Consider the following 16,502-nt stretch of genomic DNA (forward strand, 5'->3'; position numbering starts at 1 on the left):
ACAGTGACAGCTGTCGGTCAACGTGAACGCGCCACCCAACAACGAGTAGTCAGGTTTTTTATTGAGGATCTGGGCTATCGCTATTTGGGTAACTGGCACACCCGCCCCAACAATCGCAATGTCGAACCTGCTCTGCTGACTGACTGGTTGATGGGCAGTGGGGTGGATGAAGCGCTCATTCCCCGAGTCCTGCGCCAGCTGGAGCGGGCGGCCAGCCTGGGGGAGGGGCGTCAGCTCTATGATGCCAATAAAGAGGTCTACCGCCTGTTGCGCTATGGCGTGAAGGAGAAGGTCGGGGCGGGTGAGCAGAATCAGACCGTCTGGCTGGTAGATTGGGCCAATCCTGAGGCTAACGACTTTGCCATCGCCGAGGAGGTGACGGTCGCGGGGGAGAATACCAAGCGGCCGGATCTGGTGCTCTACGTCAACGGTATTGCGCTAGGGGTGATCGAGCTCAAGCGATCCACCGTCTCTATCGGTGAAGGGATCCGGCAAAACCTCGATAACCAGCAACAGGATTTCATTCGCAATTTTTTCACCACCCAACAGTTGCTCATGGCAGGCAACGACAGCCAAGGCCTGCGGTACGGCACCATCGAAACCCCCGAGAAATATTATCTGGAGTGGAAAGAGGCCGGCTCTTCGCAGGATGGAAATCCGTTGGATCGCCACCTGGTCCAGCTCTGCGAGAAGGGGCGATTTCTTGAGTTAATTCACAACTTTATTGTCTTCGATAGTGGGGTTAAGAAAACCTGTCGCCATAACCAGTATTTCGGGATCACGGCAGCCAAGCGGTTTATTGAACGTCATGAGGGCGGGATCATCTGGCATACCCAGGGCAGCGGTAAAAGCCTGACCATGGTGTGGCTGGCCAAGTGGATCCGAGAGAATGTCGCTGACAGTCGGGTCTTGATCATCACTGACCGTACCGAGCTCGACGAGCAGATAGAGAAGGTATTTGCCGGGGTTGAAGAGGAGATCCTGCGTACCAAGAGTGGGGCCGATCTGGTTCGCCGTCTTAACGAGGCACACCCTTGGCTGCTTTGCTCTTTGGTACACAAATTTGGCCGACACACGGAAGAAGAAGATGAGACGGCTGAGCGAGATGACGATGAATTTATCGCCGAGCTCAAAGCCAGCCTGCCGGCTGATTTTGCGGCCAAGGGCAAACTCTTTGTGTTTGTGGATGAGTGCCACCGTACCCAGTCGGGCAAGTTGCATGGGGCCATGAAGAGCATATTGCCCGAGGCACTTTTTATTGGCTTCACCGGCACACCCCTGATGAAGAAGGATAAGAAGAAGTCGGTAGAGGTGTTTGGCCCCTTCATCCACACCTACAAGTTTGACGAGGCTGTGAGCGATGGGGTGGTGCTGGACTTGCGTTATGAGGCCCGCGACATTGACCAACGGGTCAAGTCCCAGGCCAAGGTGGATGAATGGTTCGAGGTGAAGACCAAGGCGCTCTCCCGACTTGGTCGCCAGCAGTTAAAAGAGAAGTGGGCCTCGATGCAGAAGCTGCTCTCGAGCCGCTCACGACTCGAGCAGATCGTGGCCGATATCCTGCTCGATTTTGACCGAAAACAGCGCCTGGCGGATGGTCGTGGCAATGCCATGCTGGTGTGCTCCAGTGTCTATCAGGCTTGCAAAAGCTATGAGCTGTTCAGTCAGGCAGGATTTGCTGACAAGTGTGCCATCATCACCAGCTATCAGCCCAATGCCAGTAACATCAAAGGACAGACGACCGGTGCGGGGTTGACCGAAAAGCTGGCGAAATACCATATCTATCGCAAGATGCTGGCGAACTTTTTCAGCCAGAGCGAGGATGAGGCCGGCAAGCGGGTGGAGGAGTTTGAGAAAACGGTCAAACAGCGCTTTATCAAGGAGCCTGGTCGGATGCGGCTGCTGATTGTCGTGGACAAGCTGTTGACCGGTTTCGATGCGCCGTCGGCGACCTACCTTTACATCGATAAAAAGATGGCCGATCACAACCTTTTTCAAGCTATCTGTCGGGTCAACCGGCTCGATGGTGCCGATAAGGAGTATGGCTATATCGTCGATTACAAGGACTTGTTCCGCTCTCTTGAGAAAACCGTCAAGGATTATACGGCCGAGGCGTTTGAGGGTTATGACAAGGAGGATGTGGCTGGGTTGCTGAAAGATCGCTTGGCACAAGGGAAGCAAGACCTTGACGATGCCTTGGAGGCGGTGCGAACGCTCTGCGAACCGGTCAAGGCACCCCGCGAAGAGTTGGATTATCAGCATTACTTCTGCTGTGCTCCGGGAGCCGATGAGGATGAACTGCTCGACAAAGAGGCTCTGCGTTTAACCCTTTATCAATACGTCGCCAAGCTTATCCGTGCGTTTACCGCGCTGGCGGGGGAGATGGAAGAGGCCGGTTATAGCGCGAGCCAGGTTGCTGCAATCCGTCGTGAGGTGGAGCACTACAGCAAAGTGCGCGACATGATCAAAGTAGCCAGTAGTGATCACGTCGATATGAAGCAGTTCGAGCCGGCAATGCGGCAGATGCTGGATCTCTATATCGATGCCGACCCCAGTGAAACCCTGATGGACTTTGAAGAGCTGGGACTGTTGGAGCTGATCATCGAACGGGGTGCTGAAGGGCTTGAGGGGGCACCCGAGGGGCTGCGTAAAGACCCCGAGGCCATGGCTGAGGCGATTGAAAACAACGTGCGACGGACCATCGTCGACGAGAATCCGGTTAACCCCAAGTACTACGAAAAGATGTCGGTGCTGCTCGATGAGCTGATTGAGCTGCGTCGCTCTCAGGCTATCTCTTACCAGGAGTATCTGGAAAAGGTGCGCGAGCTGGCCATGAAGGTGAAACGTCCAGCCAGCGGGGGGGCACAGACCTATCCTGCGAGTGTCGATACTTCGGCCAAGCGTGCGCTATATGACAATTTGGGCCGTGATGAAGTGCTGGTGACCAAGATCGATACTGCCGTCAGATACACCAAAAAGGCGGACTGGCTCGGTGATCGCTTCAAAGAGCGGGAGGTTGCCTTTGCTATTGCCGAAGAGATCAAAGAGTACAATGTGACCGTCGCAGACGTGATGACTCTGGTAAAAGCCCAGCCGGAGTACCATTGATGGCGTTGGTTACCTTTGGTGAGCTGACTGTCGAGTTGCAGCGCAAAGGCATCAAAAATCTGCACATCAATGTGCTGCCCCCTGATGGACGGGTGCGTGTATCCGCTCCTGCTTCTTTGTCAGATACCGCCATTCGAGTTGCAGTGGTGAGAAGACTGGCCTGGATTCGGCAGCAGCAGGCTGCGTTTGTTGCACAGCCGCGTCAGAGCGAGCGCAAGATGTGTAGCGGAGAGACTCACTATCTTTGGGGGCGAGGCTACCGATTGGATGTGATCCCGACCGAGGGCACCCACAGCGTGAAGCTGCAGGGTGGCTGGATCCGTATGCGGGTGCCTGCACACTATGACGCAGACCGCCGCGAGGTGTTGCTCCTTGAGTGGTACCGCCAGTTGCTACGCCAGCGCTTGCCAGATCTTATCGCCAAGTGGAAGGAGACGTTAAAGGTGTCACCTTCCTTTGTGGGTATCAAACGCATGAAGACCATGTGGGGTAGCTGCAAAACAGATACTGCTCGCATCTGGATCAACCTCGAGTTGGTCAAGAAGCCCCCTGAATGTCTGGAATTTATTGTTGTTCACGAGATGGTGCATCTTTTAGAGCGAAAACATAACCAGCGATTTATCTCCCTGATGGATTTGCACTTGCCAAATTGGAGAGAGCACCGAGAGAAGCTAAACAAAATGCCGCTGGCGTTTAACCGGTGGGGGTATTAAATGTTTCTTTATGACCCATCGCAGTTTATCGAATGGCTTGGTTTTCCTTCACAAGGGGAATTTTTTCGAGGCGTGTTTACTTCCCCTAGCATAAATAAAGACAAGCTGTATCCTCCATGTGCCAAAACACTAAACAAGTATTTTTTATCATCAGGGGATGAGTGCCACAGTACTCAGTCAGAAAAATTCATCCAAAGATTGAAGGATATCTCAGTAGCTAGGGGTGTTAGTGCTGATTTTTTTGATACGCCATCTGAACCCATACTAATATCGCAATTTGCCATTCGTTATAAATGGCCAAGCATATTCAAAGGTCTTCAAATTACAGGCTATTACCCACAAACGTGTGCGCAAGCAGAATGTTTCCTATGTGAGTTGCAGATTTTATTGGATAGCCTAGATGGTCTTGGTGGGAGAAGTCGAGCCAAGAAAGTTTTAGAGAACGACTGGCTGAGAACTAGTCTAATGGAGTTGAATGTAGAGTTGCGAGTCAATGATATAGATTTTAACATGGGGCCTGAACAAAACAGGATCCTGTTTAGAACTCTACATTATTTCAATATATATCTTTTTATTAAGATGCTAGCGGCGTTTGATGCTGATTTTAACCGCCATGTGTCGATGGAACACAAACAATCGATATTTCTTAAAATGATGCCCACATCCCCACTAGATAAGTGGGTGCCTCATAGGTCTGGATTGTTTGAACCTCTTCTGAAACGTTTTGTATCCAAGTCAATAGGCTATCAGGCTTTTGCCAAGTACGCGGGTTGCAATGAAGATTCTATCGCAACCAGTTTACGTCAGTTTTATGCAAGAAAACGAAATATAAAATTTAAAACGGTTAGAGAATGGTTACGTGGAGCACTTGAAGAGTTAGCCAAGACAGAAGATTTTGATGTCGAGGAAGTTCTCCACTATTGTGAGCCGATGTGGGGCGTAGCGGATATATTATCTGGATGGATTCATGTAACGGGTGATCCAGAACTGGATCATGAAGTTGTTACATGTTTTAGCCATTACAATCGATTTTATAATGAAGCTATAGGCAGCAGGGAGCCATAGGCTCCCTGAAAAAGTCATTCATCATCTTCATCATCAGGGTGCTCATCGTAGCCCCGACTCTGCCAGTAGGCATCGTGCTCGGGGTTTAATTGACGCGAGCGGTTATCGTCGTCATCTTTTTTAGACATGTTGTTTCCTTACTTTTTAGTTTCCGGTTTTGGCGGGGTGACTGCAGCGGTTTTTTGTGCACGAGCGGTGAAACTGTCTTTACTCACACCACCTCCGTTACTCCGCGCTTCAGCACTATGGATACGAGATACGGCTTCTGTGGTCATTGGTTTTTTGCTGTTGCTCATCATAGATCTCCTTGTCATCTCCAGTGGGTGTACTGGATAACGACAATGTATGAAAAATGAAGCCATCTGACAGGGGGCAAAAAATGGAAATTTCTGTAGGGTATGGTGCAGAGGGGAGTTGGAATGCCGAGATGTAGTGGCCGAAAAATTGACTATGTGTTTAGCCTATGTCAGGTGATAACTAGATCTGTGCGGCCTGTGTTCACCACCTTTTTGCCTGTTTACGTAAGAGTTCGCCAGGTTTAACAGGTCTGGATAATGTGTTCACGGGAATGCAGTATTGATGAATTTCGTATCTATTTTCCATGGTATGACTATGTTTTGTTTATATTTTTATTAAAAATAAAAAGAGAGGTTGAATTTATGTTTTCTAACCAGCTTAACTTTATTTAACTGTCAGCGTTAATCTGATGGATAAATAAAATGCTTATCCGCCGGGTTGTAACAAATAAGTTCATGTGAGCCATCTCTCAATATTATTTAATATGGTTATCTATATGGTGATTAATCACCCTGAAATAAAGATGTATAAGCCGTAAATGAAGGGGGGAGTGAAAAAATGTGCTTTTTGAGCATCTATCAAGGTGGTGTCGAAGACTTCATCTTATGCATAGCAAAGCATCCATGATGACAAGGTTCCATTGAGACCCTTCAGGGTGGCCTGGTTATAATTAATGGTATCCCATTGTACTCTCGTTGGACAATGCTTGGAGGTGAGTGTTGGAGTGGTGTATTTTGCATAAACACTCACTTTAACCTCATCTTTTAATAGGTTTCGTGAGTTATCTGTGTAGCAGGCAGCTTCAGCAAGGCGTTGTGTAGAAGTGTCTGCCATTATATGGCAGCGCCAAATGCTAATTGCCATATTGTGGCACGGATTCTTGACATTGAGATAGTGGTTTCATTAACCTAACAGATTGTTTTTTTAAGGTTCTATTTTTTAATTAGTAGGGTTTGTGTACATGATAAAATCATAGATGTAAGAATGCAAAAACATAGAAAAATTTCCGATAAAAATTGCCATATTATGGCAATGCCCCTTCATATGCCATCACGCAAACCTTGTCATTAGCCAGCATTGAGGATGGTATTTTAATGGTCATGGCGTGGCTTATGGATTTTATATTGCTGCGTAATATTTTGTCCACGATGGGGAAGGGAGCCCACGATTTTCTTGTTTATATTTATTGGTTGGTAGTCTGGTTATATTTTTTTAGAGGGATGTGTAGTGGTCAACTAAATCCGGACACGTGGTTAAGCCTATTTTCGGCCTTCACTGGCGATACCCCTTATTGTGTTGATGCGGTCGCCGCTAGTTGTAGTCATCCATCAGGTAATAGCTGATATTCCGCTTCGTCTTCCGCAGGTTCATATATCCCGTTGTCGGGAGCCACTCTGACTTCAGGCTCTCATCGGCGCGTTATCCCAGCAGTTGCCACGCCGACTCATGCTCTGGGTCATGCGATAGCGCCACAGTCGTTGCCGAAATGCCCAGTTGCCATATTGGCTGCCCTGGTCGTAGTGACACAGCACGCCTGATGGGCAACCCCGCTGCTGATAGGCCATCTCCAGTGCTTTGATGGCCAGCTCTGCATCAGGCTTATCAGACATCGCCCAGCCCACGACCCTCCGGGTATGTAGGTCGAGCACTGCAGCCAGGTAATACCAGCGACACGCGGCCCAGACGTAGGTGATATCACAACACCACGCCTGATTGGCTTGCTGAACATCAAATTCACGGGCCAGCAGATTGGGGATATCCGGTCGCTCAGACCGGGCGACCTGATAGCGATGAGCGCCCGGTTGCTTGGATACCAGACCGGCTTCCTTCATCAGACTGCGCACTTTGAATCGGCCAATCTAATGCCCCAGCTCTCGCATCATCGACATCAAGGCGCGGCTGCCCGCTGAGTTGCGGCTTTCTTTTAACAAACGGCGCAACTCGCTGCGTTGCTGCATCCGCTCACGGTTAATCGTCCGCTTGCAGGTCAGATAGTCGTAAAAACAGGATGTTGGAACATCGAAAGCGCAGCAGACCAGAGTGATGGGGGCTTGCTCTCTTAATCGGTCTATCAGCACGTACGTGTGAACTCGTCCGTCATCAAGAGAGCCGTAGCCTTTTTTAGAATGTCCTTCTCGCGCTCGAGCCGATTGATGCGGGCTTCAAGCTCCTGGATTTTCTGCTGCTCCGGGATCAGCGCTTTGCTGATTGGGGTGGTGCCGGTTCGTTCGGATTGAAGCTGCTGAACCCAGCGGCGAAGTATGGTTTCACCGACATCCAGTGAACGACTCGCTTCGGGAACGGAGTATCCCTGGTCGAGCACCAGAGATGCGGCTTCGAGTTTGAATTCAGCAGTAAATGAGCGGCGTAATCTTGTCATTGAACACCTCTGGTCATGGTGGCGACTGTACCACCTAAAATGGTGTCCGTGATGATTAGACCACTACACTTGGCACTATGTAGTTTGGGGCCTTTGATTGGAAAAGGCTCCCGCCATGGCGGGAGCACTTCTTGTTGAGTTCTCTTTGCCGGATGTGATGAGTACAGGGAGTGCCACTAGTGTGGCAGCACTTGCAAATCCGCACTCTTGAGTTTGAAGGTACAGCCTTGCTGGATGAGCTCCTCCCGATTGGCCAGCACCAGCGGGTAGAGCAGGGGATGTTGTTGGTGTTCGCCGTTATAGCTCACCTGCATCCGCTCCAATGCGTAGTGCATCAAAGGGATGCGCTGGCTGATCAATAACTTGCCATCTGACATGGCGTAGTCGCTGGCGATGATGGCTTGCTGACCTTGACTAAGACTTGGATTGGGAACGACTACGCCGCTGACTTGGGTGTTCCACTCCAGATCCAGTTCCCTGCCATGGGGTGACGCATCCAGCAGGTCAGGTTCGCCACGAAAGCGGCTCATCACGAAGTCCAGATATTCTCCTTTCTTCTCGCAATAGGCCCGCACATGCCAGCGGATCCCGTCATAAACCAGGGTATGAGGCACGATATTGCGGCCGCTCTGCTCTTCTGAGCTCAGTGACACATAGTCCACATCTACCCGTAACTGGCCTCGAGCCGCTTGCACCAAACCACGTACGATCTTCGGGTCAATATGTCGGTTTGGCACATCCAGGATCTCTATGTGGCCGTAGCGCAGATCCATCAAGGGTAGGGTCAGAACCCCGGATTCGTGCTGGCGCTGATGCTGCTTCTCCCGGTGCAGCAGCATCAGATACTCGTCAACCTTGCCTTCACTAAAGCGGGGCACAAACTGGTCGGTTGGTTTGTATCCCTTCAGGCTCTTGTCATAAACCAGCCCGTCAGGTGCGTATTCGTTGAGGTAGAGGTTGATGTCTCGCGAGGCTTGCTGGCGACCGATATTGAAAACGGTTGTCAGGTGGTTGGTGGTGAGTCGTCCTTCCCACAACAAGACGATCTCCAGCAGGCGAAAACGCAGGGTTTGATCCCAGGTGAGCTCTTTGGGTGTCATATGTGCTCCAAAATGCGACATGTGTATGTAACCAGTATCGGCATGAGTATACAGGATACATATAATGAGTCCATCTAAAGCGGCACCAAAGGAGAATGTCATGAACGGTAAACTGGATACTACCTATAGCCATCATGCGTCATGCCGGATGCAGCAACGTGGCATCGCACCCGAGCTTGTAGAAGTGCTCCTGAACATCGGATGCTCTACTTATCACAAGGGGCGCGAACTGGTTTATCTCGATCGCAAAGGATTGGCAATGCTGCAAGCCAGCTGGGGCTTGCCAGCGGAATTCTGCCAGCGTCTGCGTCGTCACTATCTGGTGCTGCAGGGCGGCGAGATTGTCACCGTTGGCCACAAAACCACCCATTTCAAACGCGATCGCCACTGAGGCACTATGAACCAACATCTGGTACCGGGTCAGGGGGATGCCCCCCTGATCAAGGGGATTGCTTGCCTGCTGTCAGCTGAGCGAGTCACGGAACTGACCTCTTTACTTGGCAAGAGGGGGGCTCACCAAGTTCGTGGGGCATCACCGCTGGCGGTTGTGACCGCATTGGCGATCCATATCGAGCAACATCGGCTGGATCGCACGTTACTGCCCATATACCAGGGGCGTGAGCAACTGATGGCCGGAGCTGCTGACTTGCTGGGGAGAGAGGCAAGTTTTGAAGATCAAGACGCGTTTCGCCTGCTGGCACTGCTGCTCGACAAATTGCTGCGGGGAGGGGGTGACAGCCGTCAGACCAAACTGGATGGACTCACACCTAGCGTGATGGAGCAGCGGGCACTGGCGGCCATATCCCCGAATACCGGTTCCGTAGTGCGCGGCAGCTGGCGGCGCAAGTCACGTAATCAGTTGGGTCATGCCAGTTGGTTGGATGTGGTGGAAGCGGCCCTTTGGTGTTTCTGGCATGGTGACGCCTTGGAAAGCGGCGAAGTATTGCTCGGCGTGCTGTTGGGTCGGGATGAGCGAGTAAGGGGGGTCTATGGTTTGCTGGCCGGGGCTTTCTACATGAACAAGTCAGCTGGGTGCTGATTAGGCTGTTTGAATGTTATTTCAAGGTATTGAAATATAACTGTAAATTGAACTTATGCAGTTTATGACCACGAACTTCTGCATGTTGTGTTTCACACATGAAACAGCTGGACTGGCCTTACTTGTTTTTTGCGGCCAAAGTGGATGAAGTCCTGGCTGTTCAGTTGCTCAAACGAACACCGTTACTATCTGTAGCAATGGTCCTCAAATTTCATCATGTCCCAATTGTGTACCGCGCTCATCAGCGTAAGAACCATAAACCTTTATAAATCAGTTCATTAAAAAACACATATTGCAAAACATGGAAGTAGAAGGTGGGCCCGCTGCCCGGGTGCGCTGTGTTGCTCATGTTGTTCGAGATGGGGTATCCGGTGACGGAGGCGTCAGGCGCCAAGGTGGGGGTGCCATGCACCGCAGTTGCTAGCATGGTAAACCATAGCGCAGGCAGAGCGAAGTCCGGTACGCCTGCCTGGCGGTTTAACGAGCAGCGTGGCGCGACCTGGCGATGGTCCGGCCTCTACCGCTCGGGAAAGAGGGGGGTCAGGCTGTCCAGGTCCAGCAGGGTGAAATAGCCGCCCGCGTGGGGATACCAGCCGCCGGTGTCGATGTAGTAGACATTGCCAAGGCGCACCGGGACGCTCACCGGGGTGTGGCCCACCACCAGGGCGACCAGATCCTCGATGCCGCTCTCGTCCAGCAGCTCGATGCGGCGCCGTGACCAGAGGCTGACGTTCTTGATGGCCCGAAGCGTCCCGCCGCCGACCCCCGCCTCCAGCCGGTCCAGCAGGCCTTGCCAGGTGGGGAAGGGGCAATCGGCGTGGAGCAGGCCGACGGGCCCGCGGCGGGTCTGCACCTCGATGGCGAGGGGCAGGGTGCGGTAGCAGGCGGCGAACAGGGCCTGCTTGTCCTGGCTCAGCTGCGCAAACCACCCTCCGCCATTCTGGATCCAGTTTTCCCGATCGCAGCTCTCATGGCGGCAGACGTAGTCGTCGTGATTGCCGCACACCGGGTGGAACCAGGGGCGTGCCAGCCAGTCCAGGGCCTTGGCGCACTCGGGCCCGCGATCGGTCAGATCTCCCACACTGAAGAGGCGATCCCGCTCGGGGTTGAAGTCGATGCTGTCCAGTGCCTGCTGCAACAGCGCAAAGTAGCCGTGGATATCGCCCACCGCCAGATCGCGCCCCAGAAGATTGGGGGAAAAGCGGCGGATGAGGGGGGACGGGGTCATGGCTTGCCTCCTTGCCTGCGCAGTGTGTGGAGCGCGGATGCGCGACGCGGCGTGAACGGCGCAGGAATACAGGGAGCATGGCACGCTCTGCCAGAACCTTGAAGGGGAGGGGGGCCTGTGTCAGCGGAACACCCGGGATAAAAAATGCCAGTCGATGTCGACTGGCATTTTTGATGGACGACGGATTCCGGGATCAGAGCAGGTCTTCGAGCTGGTACTTCTTGAGCAGGGTGTCGAAGGTGCCGTCGGCCTTGACGCTGTCGATGGCGGCATCGAAGCGAGCCTTGAGCTTGTCGTCGTGCTTGCGCAGGGCCACCGCGACCCCTTCGCCCAGGATCTTGTCCTGGGTGCCGTTGAACTGGGGACCGACGAAGGCGAACTGCTTGCCCATCTCCTTGTCGAGGAAGCCGACCTTCAACTGCACCATGTTGCCGAAGGTGTAGTCGGCGCGGCCGGACTGCAGATCCAGCATGGGGGACTGGGCGTTGACGTAGCGCTTGATCTTGGCCACGTCGCCGTAGCGGGCGGTGACGAAGTTGTCCTGGGGCGTGCCCTCCTGCACCGCGATCACCTTGTCCTTGAAGTGCGCCGGCTCGTCGGCGAAGTCGGCGGCCTTGTCGCTGCGCCCCACGAAGCGGTTCTGCATCATGTAGTAGACCTGGCTGAAGTCCACCTTCTGGCGCCGCTCGTCGGTGATGTTCATGGAGGACATGATGGCGTCGTACTTGCGCACCTGCAGGCCGGGGAGCAGGGCATCCCAGGGCTGGTTGATCACCTCGCACTCGGTCTTCATGGCCTCGCACAGGGCGTAGGCCAGCTCGACCTCGAAGCCGCCGAGCTTGCCGCTGCTGTCGACCATTTCGAAGGGGGGATAGGTGGCGTCGGTGGCGATCACCAGGGGTTTGGCGGCGGCCTGGCCTGTGGTGGCCAGGGCCACCAGCATCATTGCGGTGTTGAGTTTCATAGTCAGTCCCTTGAGTGTGGCGTCATGTCGATGGTCGTAACGGATGTCGGCCTAGGGGCCGACGGCTATCTTGCGATGGGCGAGAGCCGGCAGCTGGCTGCGCACCGTGCGCTGGGCCGCCAGATCCAGGGTGGCGATGGCCATGCCCTGACCCTCCTCGACCCGGGCCAATACCCGGCCCCAGGGATCGATGATCATGCTGTGGCCGAAGGTGCGCCGCCCACCGGGGTGGTGTCCCCCCTGAGCCGAGGCCAGCACGAAGGCCAGGTTCTCCACTGCCCGGGCCCGCAGCAGCAGCTCCCAGTGCGCGAGCCCCGTGGTGTGGGTGAAGGCGGCGGGCAGGGCGATGAGATCGGGGGCCGGCCCCAGCCGGAACAGCTCCGGGAAGCGCAGGTCGTAGCAGATCCCGAGGCGCAGCAGCCCCCAGGGCAGGGGATGGCTCACCACCGCCTCCCCCGGGGTCATGGTCGCGGCCTCGTCATACTGCTCCTGCCCGGTGCAAAAGCCAAACAGATGCAGCTTGTCGTAGCGGCAGGCCAGGTTGCCCTCGGGGTCGACGAGCAGGCTGCTGTTGTGCATCTTGCCGGGCTCGTGGCTGGCCAGCGGCAATGTGCCGGCCAGGATCCAGATCCCGAGTTCCCGGGCCAGCCCCTGTACCCAGGCCAGCAGGGGGTGATCGCCGACGGGGGCGGCCAGGGCGACCCGTGCCCGCTCATCTTCTGGCATCAGGTAGAAGTACTCGGGCAACTGGGCGAACTCGGCTCCCTCGGCCGCCGCCTGGCGCAGCAGCACCTCGGCCTGGGTCAGGTTGTGGTCGAGGTCATCCCCGGAGACCATCTGCAGCACGGCGACGCGTACGCTGTCCATGTGGCCTCCTAGACGCGGCACAGGCGCTCGGCGCCCGCCAGCAGGGTGTCGTCATCCTTGGAGAAGGAGAGGCGGATGACACGTTGATCCGTGCCGTCGTGATAGAAGGCGGAGACGGGGATGGTGGCGACCCCGTGATCGCGGATCAGCCGCTGCACGAACAGGCTGTCCGGCTCGTCGCTGATGCGCTCGTAGCTGGCCAGCATGAAGAAGCTGCCCGCCGAGGGGAGCAGGGTCAGGCGCGAATCCGCCAGGGCCGAGGCCAGCAAGTCGCGCTTGCGCTGGTAGAAGGCCGCCAGCCCCTGGTAGTGGGCCGGTTGCTGCAACAGGTGGGCGAAGCCGTACTGCATGGGGGTGTCGGCGGCGAACATGGCGAACTGGTGCACCTTGCGGATCTCCTCCATCAGGGGACGGGGGGCCACGCAGTACCCCACGCGCCAGCCGGTGACGTGGAAGGTCTTGCCGAAGGAGAAGACGGCGACCGAGCGCTCCACCAGCTCCGGGTAACGGATGACGCTCTGGTGCAGGGCGCCGTCGAACACCACGTGCTCGTAGACCTCGTCCGAGAGGATCAGGATGTCGGTGCCGCGCACCAGGCGGGCAAGGTGCTCCTGATCCCCTGCCTGCCAGACGGTGCCGGTCGGATTGTGGGGAGTGTTGAGCACTATCATGCGGGTGCGCGGAGTGATGCGGGCGGCCACCTCGTCCCAGGGGATGGCAAAGTCCGGTGCCTTGAGGGCGATCACCACAGGGGTGGCTCCCTGCAGCTGGATCATGGGGCGGTAGCTGTCGAACGCCGGCTCGAACATGATCACCTCGTCACCGGGGTGAACCAGGGCGGTGATGGCGCAGAACAGGGCCTCGCTGGCGCTGGCGGTGATGGTGATCTCCTCGCCCGCGTCATAGTGGTGGCCGTAGCTGGTCGCAATCTTGGCCACCAGTTGTTCGCGCAGGGCGGGCAGCCCGGTCATGGGGGCGTACTGGTTCTCGCCGGCCAGCATGGCCTCGTGGGTCACCCGGATGAGCTCGGGATCGCAGGGGAAACTCGGCGCCCCCTGGGAGAGGTTGATGCTGGGGTGGCGGGCGGCCAGATCCCCGATCACGGTGAAGATGGTGGTGCCCACCTGGGGCAGTTTGCTGGAAACCTGGGGGATGGACATGGCGCCGTCACCTGAGTGTGGGAATGAGGTCCTTTTTTAGCCCCCTGAGCGCTTGCCGGACAACGGATTATTCGGCATGGTATGCATGAGTTTTTCTCAAGCATGGAGGCTTGTCATGTTGTTCACCCCGCCGCGCACCCAGCTGCCCCTCTACGGTTTGCAGGTCTTCGAGTGCGCCGCCCGTCACTTGAGCTTCACCCTGGCCGCCGACGAGCTGTGCGTCAGCCAGGGGGCCGTGAGCAAGCAGATCGCCCAGCTGGAGGCGCGACTGGGACACCTGCTGTTCGTGCGCGGCACCCGCAGCCTGACCCTGACCCCGGCCGCCGAGCGCCTGCTGCCCTTCATCCGGGAGGGGCTGGTGCGCATGGGGGAGGGGCTCAGCGCCCTGCAGGCCCTGCCCCACGAGCAGGCCATCAGCATCAAGGTGCCCTCCTGCGCCAGCCGCTGGCTGCTGCGGCGGCTGCAGGCGTTCGAGGGGGAGGCGGTGGAGGTGCGCGGCAGCCACCACCACGGCATCGACTTCTCCCGGGAGCCGTTCGATCTCGCCATTGTCTACCAGCCCTGCCTGGGGCGTTATCCCAACAGCCAGCCTCTGTTTCGGGAGCGGTTGACCCCGGTCTGCGCCCCGGCGTTTGCCGCCAAGCACCGTCTGTTCGAGCGCTCCCTAGAGGAGCTCCCCTTGCTCCCCCTGATCCATGCCAGCGTGGATCGCCGGGACTGGCGCAACTGGTTTGCCACCTTCATCGCGACCCCCTGGCAGCCTCAGGGAGGGCAGCTGTTCGATACCCTGGACTTGGCGATGAATGCCGCGTTGCAGGGGTTTGGCCTCTCCCTCGGGGATCCCACCATAGTGGCCGAGGAGCTGGAGAGTGGCGCCCTGGTGGCCCCCTTCGCCCCCGTGCTGGAGACGGATCACGAATACGCCCTGATCGCCCGCCCCGACAGCCAGCGCCACGGGGTGGAGAGGGTCTGTCACTGGCTGCTGGCGGGGGGCGCCCAGCCCTGACAGGCCAGAAAAAGAGACAGCCCCGCGGGCGGGGCTGTTTCGTGGGGTGACGGGAAGGGGTCAGTTGCAGATCTTGTAGTAGACCTCGTTCCAGCGCAGCTGCTCCTTGAGCACGGGGATGCGAGTGTGCTCGTCGATCACCACGAACTCGATGCCCAGGATGTCGGCGAAGGTGCGCAGCTGCTCGATGTCCACCGCCTGGGTGAAGACGGCGTGGTGGGCCGCGCCCGCCAGGATCCAGGCTTCGGCGCTGGTCTGCAGATCAGGCAGGGGTTTCCACAGGGCGCTGGCCACCGGGAGTTTCGGCATGGCCTGTGGCAAGTCCACCACCTCCAGCTGATTGACCACCAGACGGAAGCGGTTGCCCATGTCGATGAGGCTGGCGTTGACCGCCTTGCCGGCTGGCGCCGCAAACAGCAGGCGGGCCGGATCGGCCTTCTTGCCAATCCCCAGGTGCTGGGCGTCCAGCACGGGTTTGCCGGCGGCAATGGAGGGGCAGACCTCCAGCATGTGGGCCCCCAGCACCAGGTTGTTGCCCGTCTCCAGGTGGTAGGTGTAGTCCTCCATGAAGGAGGTGCCCCCCGGCAGGCCAGCCCCCATCACCTTGAGGGTGCGCAGCAGGGCCGCCGTCTTCCAGTCCCCTTCCGCCCCGAAGCCGAAGCCTTGCTGCATCAGGCGCTGGCAGGCGAGGCCCGGCAGCTGGTGCAGGCCATAGAGATCCTCGAAGGTGGTGGTGAAGGCGCCGAAGCCGCCGTCGGTGAGGAACTTCTTCATCCCCAGCTCCTGGCGCGCCGCCTCATACAGGGAGGCACGCAGCGGGCCGCCCGCCTGCACCGCCTCGGTCAGGGTGTAGGTCGCCTCATATTCGGCCAGCAGCGCCTCGATGTCGCTGTCGGGCACGGCGTCGATCACCTTCACCAGATCCCCCACCGGGTGGTAGTTCACCTGATAGCCGAACTGGATCTGGGCCTCAATCTTGTCGCCCTCGGTGACCGCCACGTTGCGCATGTTGTCGCCAAATCGGGCGATCTTGAGGTGGCGGCTGTCGTGGATGGCGGCGGCGACCCGCATCCAGTTGCCTATCTTCTGCCTGGCCTCTTCCTCCTGCCAGTGACCCACCACCACGGTGCGGGGCAGGCGCAGGCGGGCCCCCATGAAGCCGAACTCGCGCCCGCCGTGGGCGGTCTGGTTCAGGTTCATGAAGTCCATGTCGATCTCGCTCCAAGGGAGATCCCGGTTGAACTGGGTGTGGAACTGCAGCAGGGGCTTTTGCAGCTGGCTGAGGGCCGGGATCCACATCTTGGCGGGGGAGAAGGTGTGCATCCACACCATGAGCCCGACGCAGCGCTCGTCGTGGTTCGCATCCCGGGCCACCGCGCTGATTTCATCCAGTGTGGTGCCGGTGGGTTTGAGCACTATCTTGAGGGGCAAACCCGCCCCCTCGTTGAGCTGGCTGGTGATGGTGTGGGCGTGATCGGCCACCTGCTTCAATGTGGTGGCGCCATATAGGTGCTGGCTGCCGACCAGGAACCACACTTCCAGCTGTTTCATCAATTCCATCTTGGTGTCCTCTCG

At 56.8% G+C, this 16,502-nt stretch carries 13 protein-coding genes and 1 pseudogene; 6 read left to right on the forward strand and 8 right to left on the reverse strand.

Features of this window, described 5'->3' with window-relative positions:
- The first annotated feature begins 3 nt into the window (after window positions 1-3).
- From I6L45_RS15045 to I6L45_RS15055, 3 genes are read left to right on the forward strand one after another with little or no spacing between them, the layout of a single operon-like run.
- Window positions 4-3,108 carry a type I restriction endonuclease subunit R gene (locus I6L45_RS15045; RefSeq protein ID WP_216982505.1) on the forward strand — a complete coding sequence of 1,035 codons (3,105 nt, stop codon included), beginning with the start codon at window positions 4-6 and terminating at the stop codon, window positions 3,106-3,108.
- Window positions 3,108-3,821, forward strand: coding sequence for a M48 family metallopeptidase (locus tag I6L45_RS15050; RefSeq protein WP_216982506.1), 714 nt, complete (start codon window positions 3,108-3,110; stop codon window positions 3,819-3,821). The genes I6L45_RS15045 and I6L45_RS15050 overlap by 1 nt, the downstream gene beginning before the upstream one ends.
- Window positions 3,822-4,886, forward strand: a complete 1,065-nt coding sequence (locus I6L45_RS15055) for a hypothetical protein (RefSeq protein WP_216982507.1) — start codon at window positions 3,822-3,824, stop codon at window positions 4,884-4,886.
- 137 nt (window positions 4,887-5,023) lie between these two features.
- Here the strand turns inward: I6L45_RS15055 and I6L45_RS15060 are convergent, their stop codons facing one another.
- The 3 genes and pseudogenes from I6L45_RS15060 to I6L45_RS15070 all read right to left on the reverse strand — a co-directional run bounded on the left by I6L45_RS15060 (window position 5,024) and on the right by I6L45_RS15070 (window position 8,663).
- Window positions 5,024-5,182 carry a hypothetical protein gene (locus I6L45_RS15060; protein WP_162901958.1) on the reverse strand — a complete coding sequence of 53 codons (159 nt, stop codon included), beginning with the start codon at window positions 5,180-5,182 and terminating at the stop codon, window positions 5,024-5,026.
- Between the two features lie 1,232 nt (window positions 5,183-6,414).
- Window positions 6,415-7,563, reverse strand: a pseudogene (locus I6L45_RS15065) (IS3 family transposase).
- Window positions 7,564-7,739: 176 nt separating this feature from the next.
- Window positions 7,740-8,663: a WYL domain-containing protein gene (locus tag I6L45_RS15070; RefSeq protein WP_216982508.1), complete on the reverse strand. Its 924-nt coding sequence runs from the start codon at window positions 8,661-8,663 to the stop codon at window positions 7,740-7,742.
- A gap of 100 nt (window positions 8,664-8,763) precedes the next feature.
- Between I6L45_RS15070 and I6L45_RS15075 the strand changes: the two genes are divergently transcribed.
- Window positions 8,764-9,054 carry a DUF4258 domain-containing protein gene (locus I6L45_RS15075; RefSeq protein WP_005300164.1) on the forward strand — a complete coding sequence of 97 codons (291 nt, stop codon included), beginning with the start codon at window positions 8,764-8,766 and terminating at the stop codon, window positions 9,052-9,054.
- Window positions 9,055-9,060: 6 nt separating this feature from the next.
- Window positions 9,061-9,702 carry an ADP-ribosylglycohydrolase gene (locus I6L45_RS20105; RefSeq protein WP_254204333.1) on the forward strand — a complete coding sequence of 214 codons (642 nt, stop codon included), beginning with the start codon at window positions 9,061-9,063 and terminating at the stop codon, window positions 9,700-9,702.
- Window positions 9,703-10,219: 517 nt separating this feature from the next.
- Here the strand turns inward: I6L45_RS20105 and I6L45_RS15085 are convergent.
- The 4 genes from I6L45_RS15085 to I6L45_RS15100 all read right to left on the reverse strand — a co-directional run bounded on the left by I6L45_RS15085 (window position 10,220) and on the right by I6L45_RS15100 (window position 13,921).
- Window positions 10,220-10,930: a metallophosphoesterase gene (locus I6L45_RS15085; RefSeq protein ID WP_216982509.1), complete on the reverse strand. Its 711-nt coding sequence runs from the start codon at window positions 10,928-10,930 to the stop codon at window positions 10,220-10,222.
- Window positions 10,931-11,123: 193 nt separating this feature from the next.
- Window positions 11,124-11,894, reverse strand: coding sequence for an ABC transporter substrate-binding protein (locus I6L45_RS15090; RefSeq protein WP_134696870.1), 771 nt, complete (start codon window positions 11,892-11,894; stop codon window positions 11,124-11,126).
- Between the two features lie 51 nt (window positions 11,895-11,945).
- Entirely contained in the window at window positions 11,946-12,761 is an 816-nt protein-coding gene (locus I6L45_RS15095; protein ID WP_216982510.1) for a carbon-nitrogen hydrolase family protein, read from the reverse strand.
- Between the two features lie 8 nt (window positions 12,762-12,769).
- The gene (locus I6L45_RS15100; protein ID WP_134696872.1) at window positions 12,770-13,921 is read right to left on the reverse strand and encodes a methionine aminotransferase; all 1,152 of its coding nucleotides are present in this window, start codon (window positions 13,919-13,921) and stop codon (window positions 12,770-12,772) included.
- Window positions 13,922-14,036: 115 nt separating this feature from the next.
- Here I6L45_RS15100 and I6L45_RS15105 point away from each other — a divergent pair, with 115 nt between their 5' ends.
- On the forward strand, window positions 14,037-14,927 hold the full coding sequence (locus I6L45_RS15105; RefSeq protein WP_134696873.1) for a LysR family transcriptional regulator: 891 nt from the start codon (window positions 14,037-14,039) through the stop codon (window positions 14,925-14,927).
- 60 nt (window positions 14,928-14,987) lie between these two features.
- Here the strand turns inward: I6L45_RS15105 and araA are convergent, their stop codons facing one another.
- Window positions 14,988-16,487: an L-arabinose isomerase gene (araA, locus tag I6L45_RS15110; protein ID WP_216982511.1), complete on the reverse strand. Its 1,500-nt coding sequence runs from the start codon at window positions 16,485-16,487 to the stop codon at window positions 14,988-14,990.
- Window positions 16,488-16,502: the final 15 nt, after the last annotated feature.

The organism is Aeromonas sp. FDAARGOS 1415, assembly GCF_019048365.1.
Classification (GTDB): Bacteria; Pseudomonadota; Gammaproteobacteria; order Enterobacterales; family Aeromonadaceae; genus Aeromonas; species Aeromonas taiwanensis.

Excerpts from the sequence above, each read along its gene's own strand:
- I6L45_RS15050 (WP_216982506.1), top strand. The coding sequence starts at position 3,108 with ATGGCGTTGGTTACCTTTGGTGAGCTGACTGTCGAGTTGCAGCGCAAA.
- I6L45_RS15055 (WP_216982507.1), top strand. The coding sequence starts at position 3,822 with ATGTTTCTTTATGACCCATCGCAGTTTATCGAATGGCTTGGTTTTCCT.
- I6L45_RS15060 (WP_162901958.1), bottom strand. The coding sequence starts at position 5,182 with ATGAGCAACAGCAAAAAACCAATGACCACAGAAGCCGTATCTCGTATC.
- I6L45_RS15070 (WP_216982508.1), bottom strand. The coding sequence starts at position 8,663 with ATGACACCCAAAGAGCTCACCTGGGATCAAACCCTGCGTTTTCGCCTG.
- I6L45_RS15075 (WP_005300164.1), top strand. The coding sequence starts at position 8,764 with ATGAACGGTAAACTGGATACTACCTATAGCCATCATGCGTCATGCCGG.
- I6L45_RS20105 (WP_254204333.1), top strand. The coding sequence starts at position 9,061 with ATGAACCAACATCTGGTACCGGGTCAGGGGGATGCCCCCCTGATCAAG.
- I6L45_RS15085 (WP_216982509.1), bottom strand. The coding sequence starts at position 10,930 with ATGACCCCGTCCCCCCTCATCCGCCGCTTTTCCCCCAATCTTCTGGGG.
- I6L45_RS15090 (WP_134696870.1), bottom strand. The coding sequence starts at position 11,894 with ATGAAACTCAACACCGCAATGATGCTGGTGGCCCTGGCCACCACAGGC.
- I6L45_RS15095 (WP_216982510.1), bottom strand. The coding sequence starts at position 12,761 with ATGGACAGCGTACGCGTCGCCGTGCTGCAGATGGTCTCCGGGGATGAC.
- I6L45_RS15100 (WP_134696872.1), bottom strand. The coding sequence starts at position 13,921 with ATGTCCATCCCCCAGGTTTCCAGCAAACTGCCCCAGGTGGGCACCACC.
- I6L45_RS15105 (WP_134696873.1), top strand. The coding sequence starts at position 14,037 with ATGTTGTTCACCCCGCCGCGCACCCAGCTGCCCCTCTACGGTTTGCAG.
- araA (WP_216982511.1), bottom strand. The coding sequence starts at position 16,487 with ATGGAATTGATGAAACAGCTGGAAGTGTGGTTCCTGGTCGGCAGCCAG.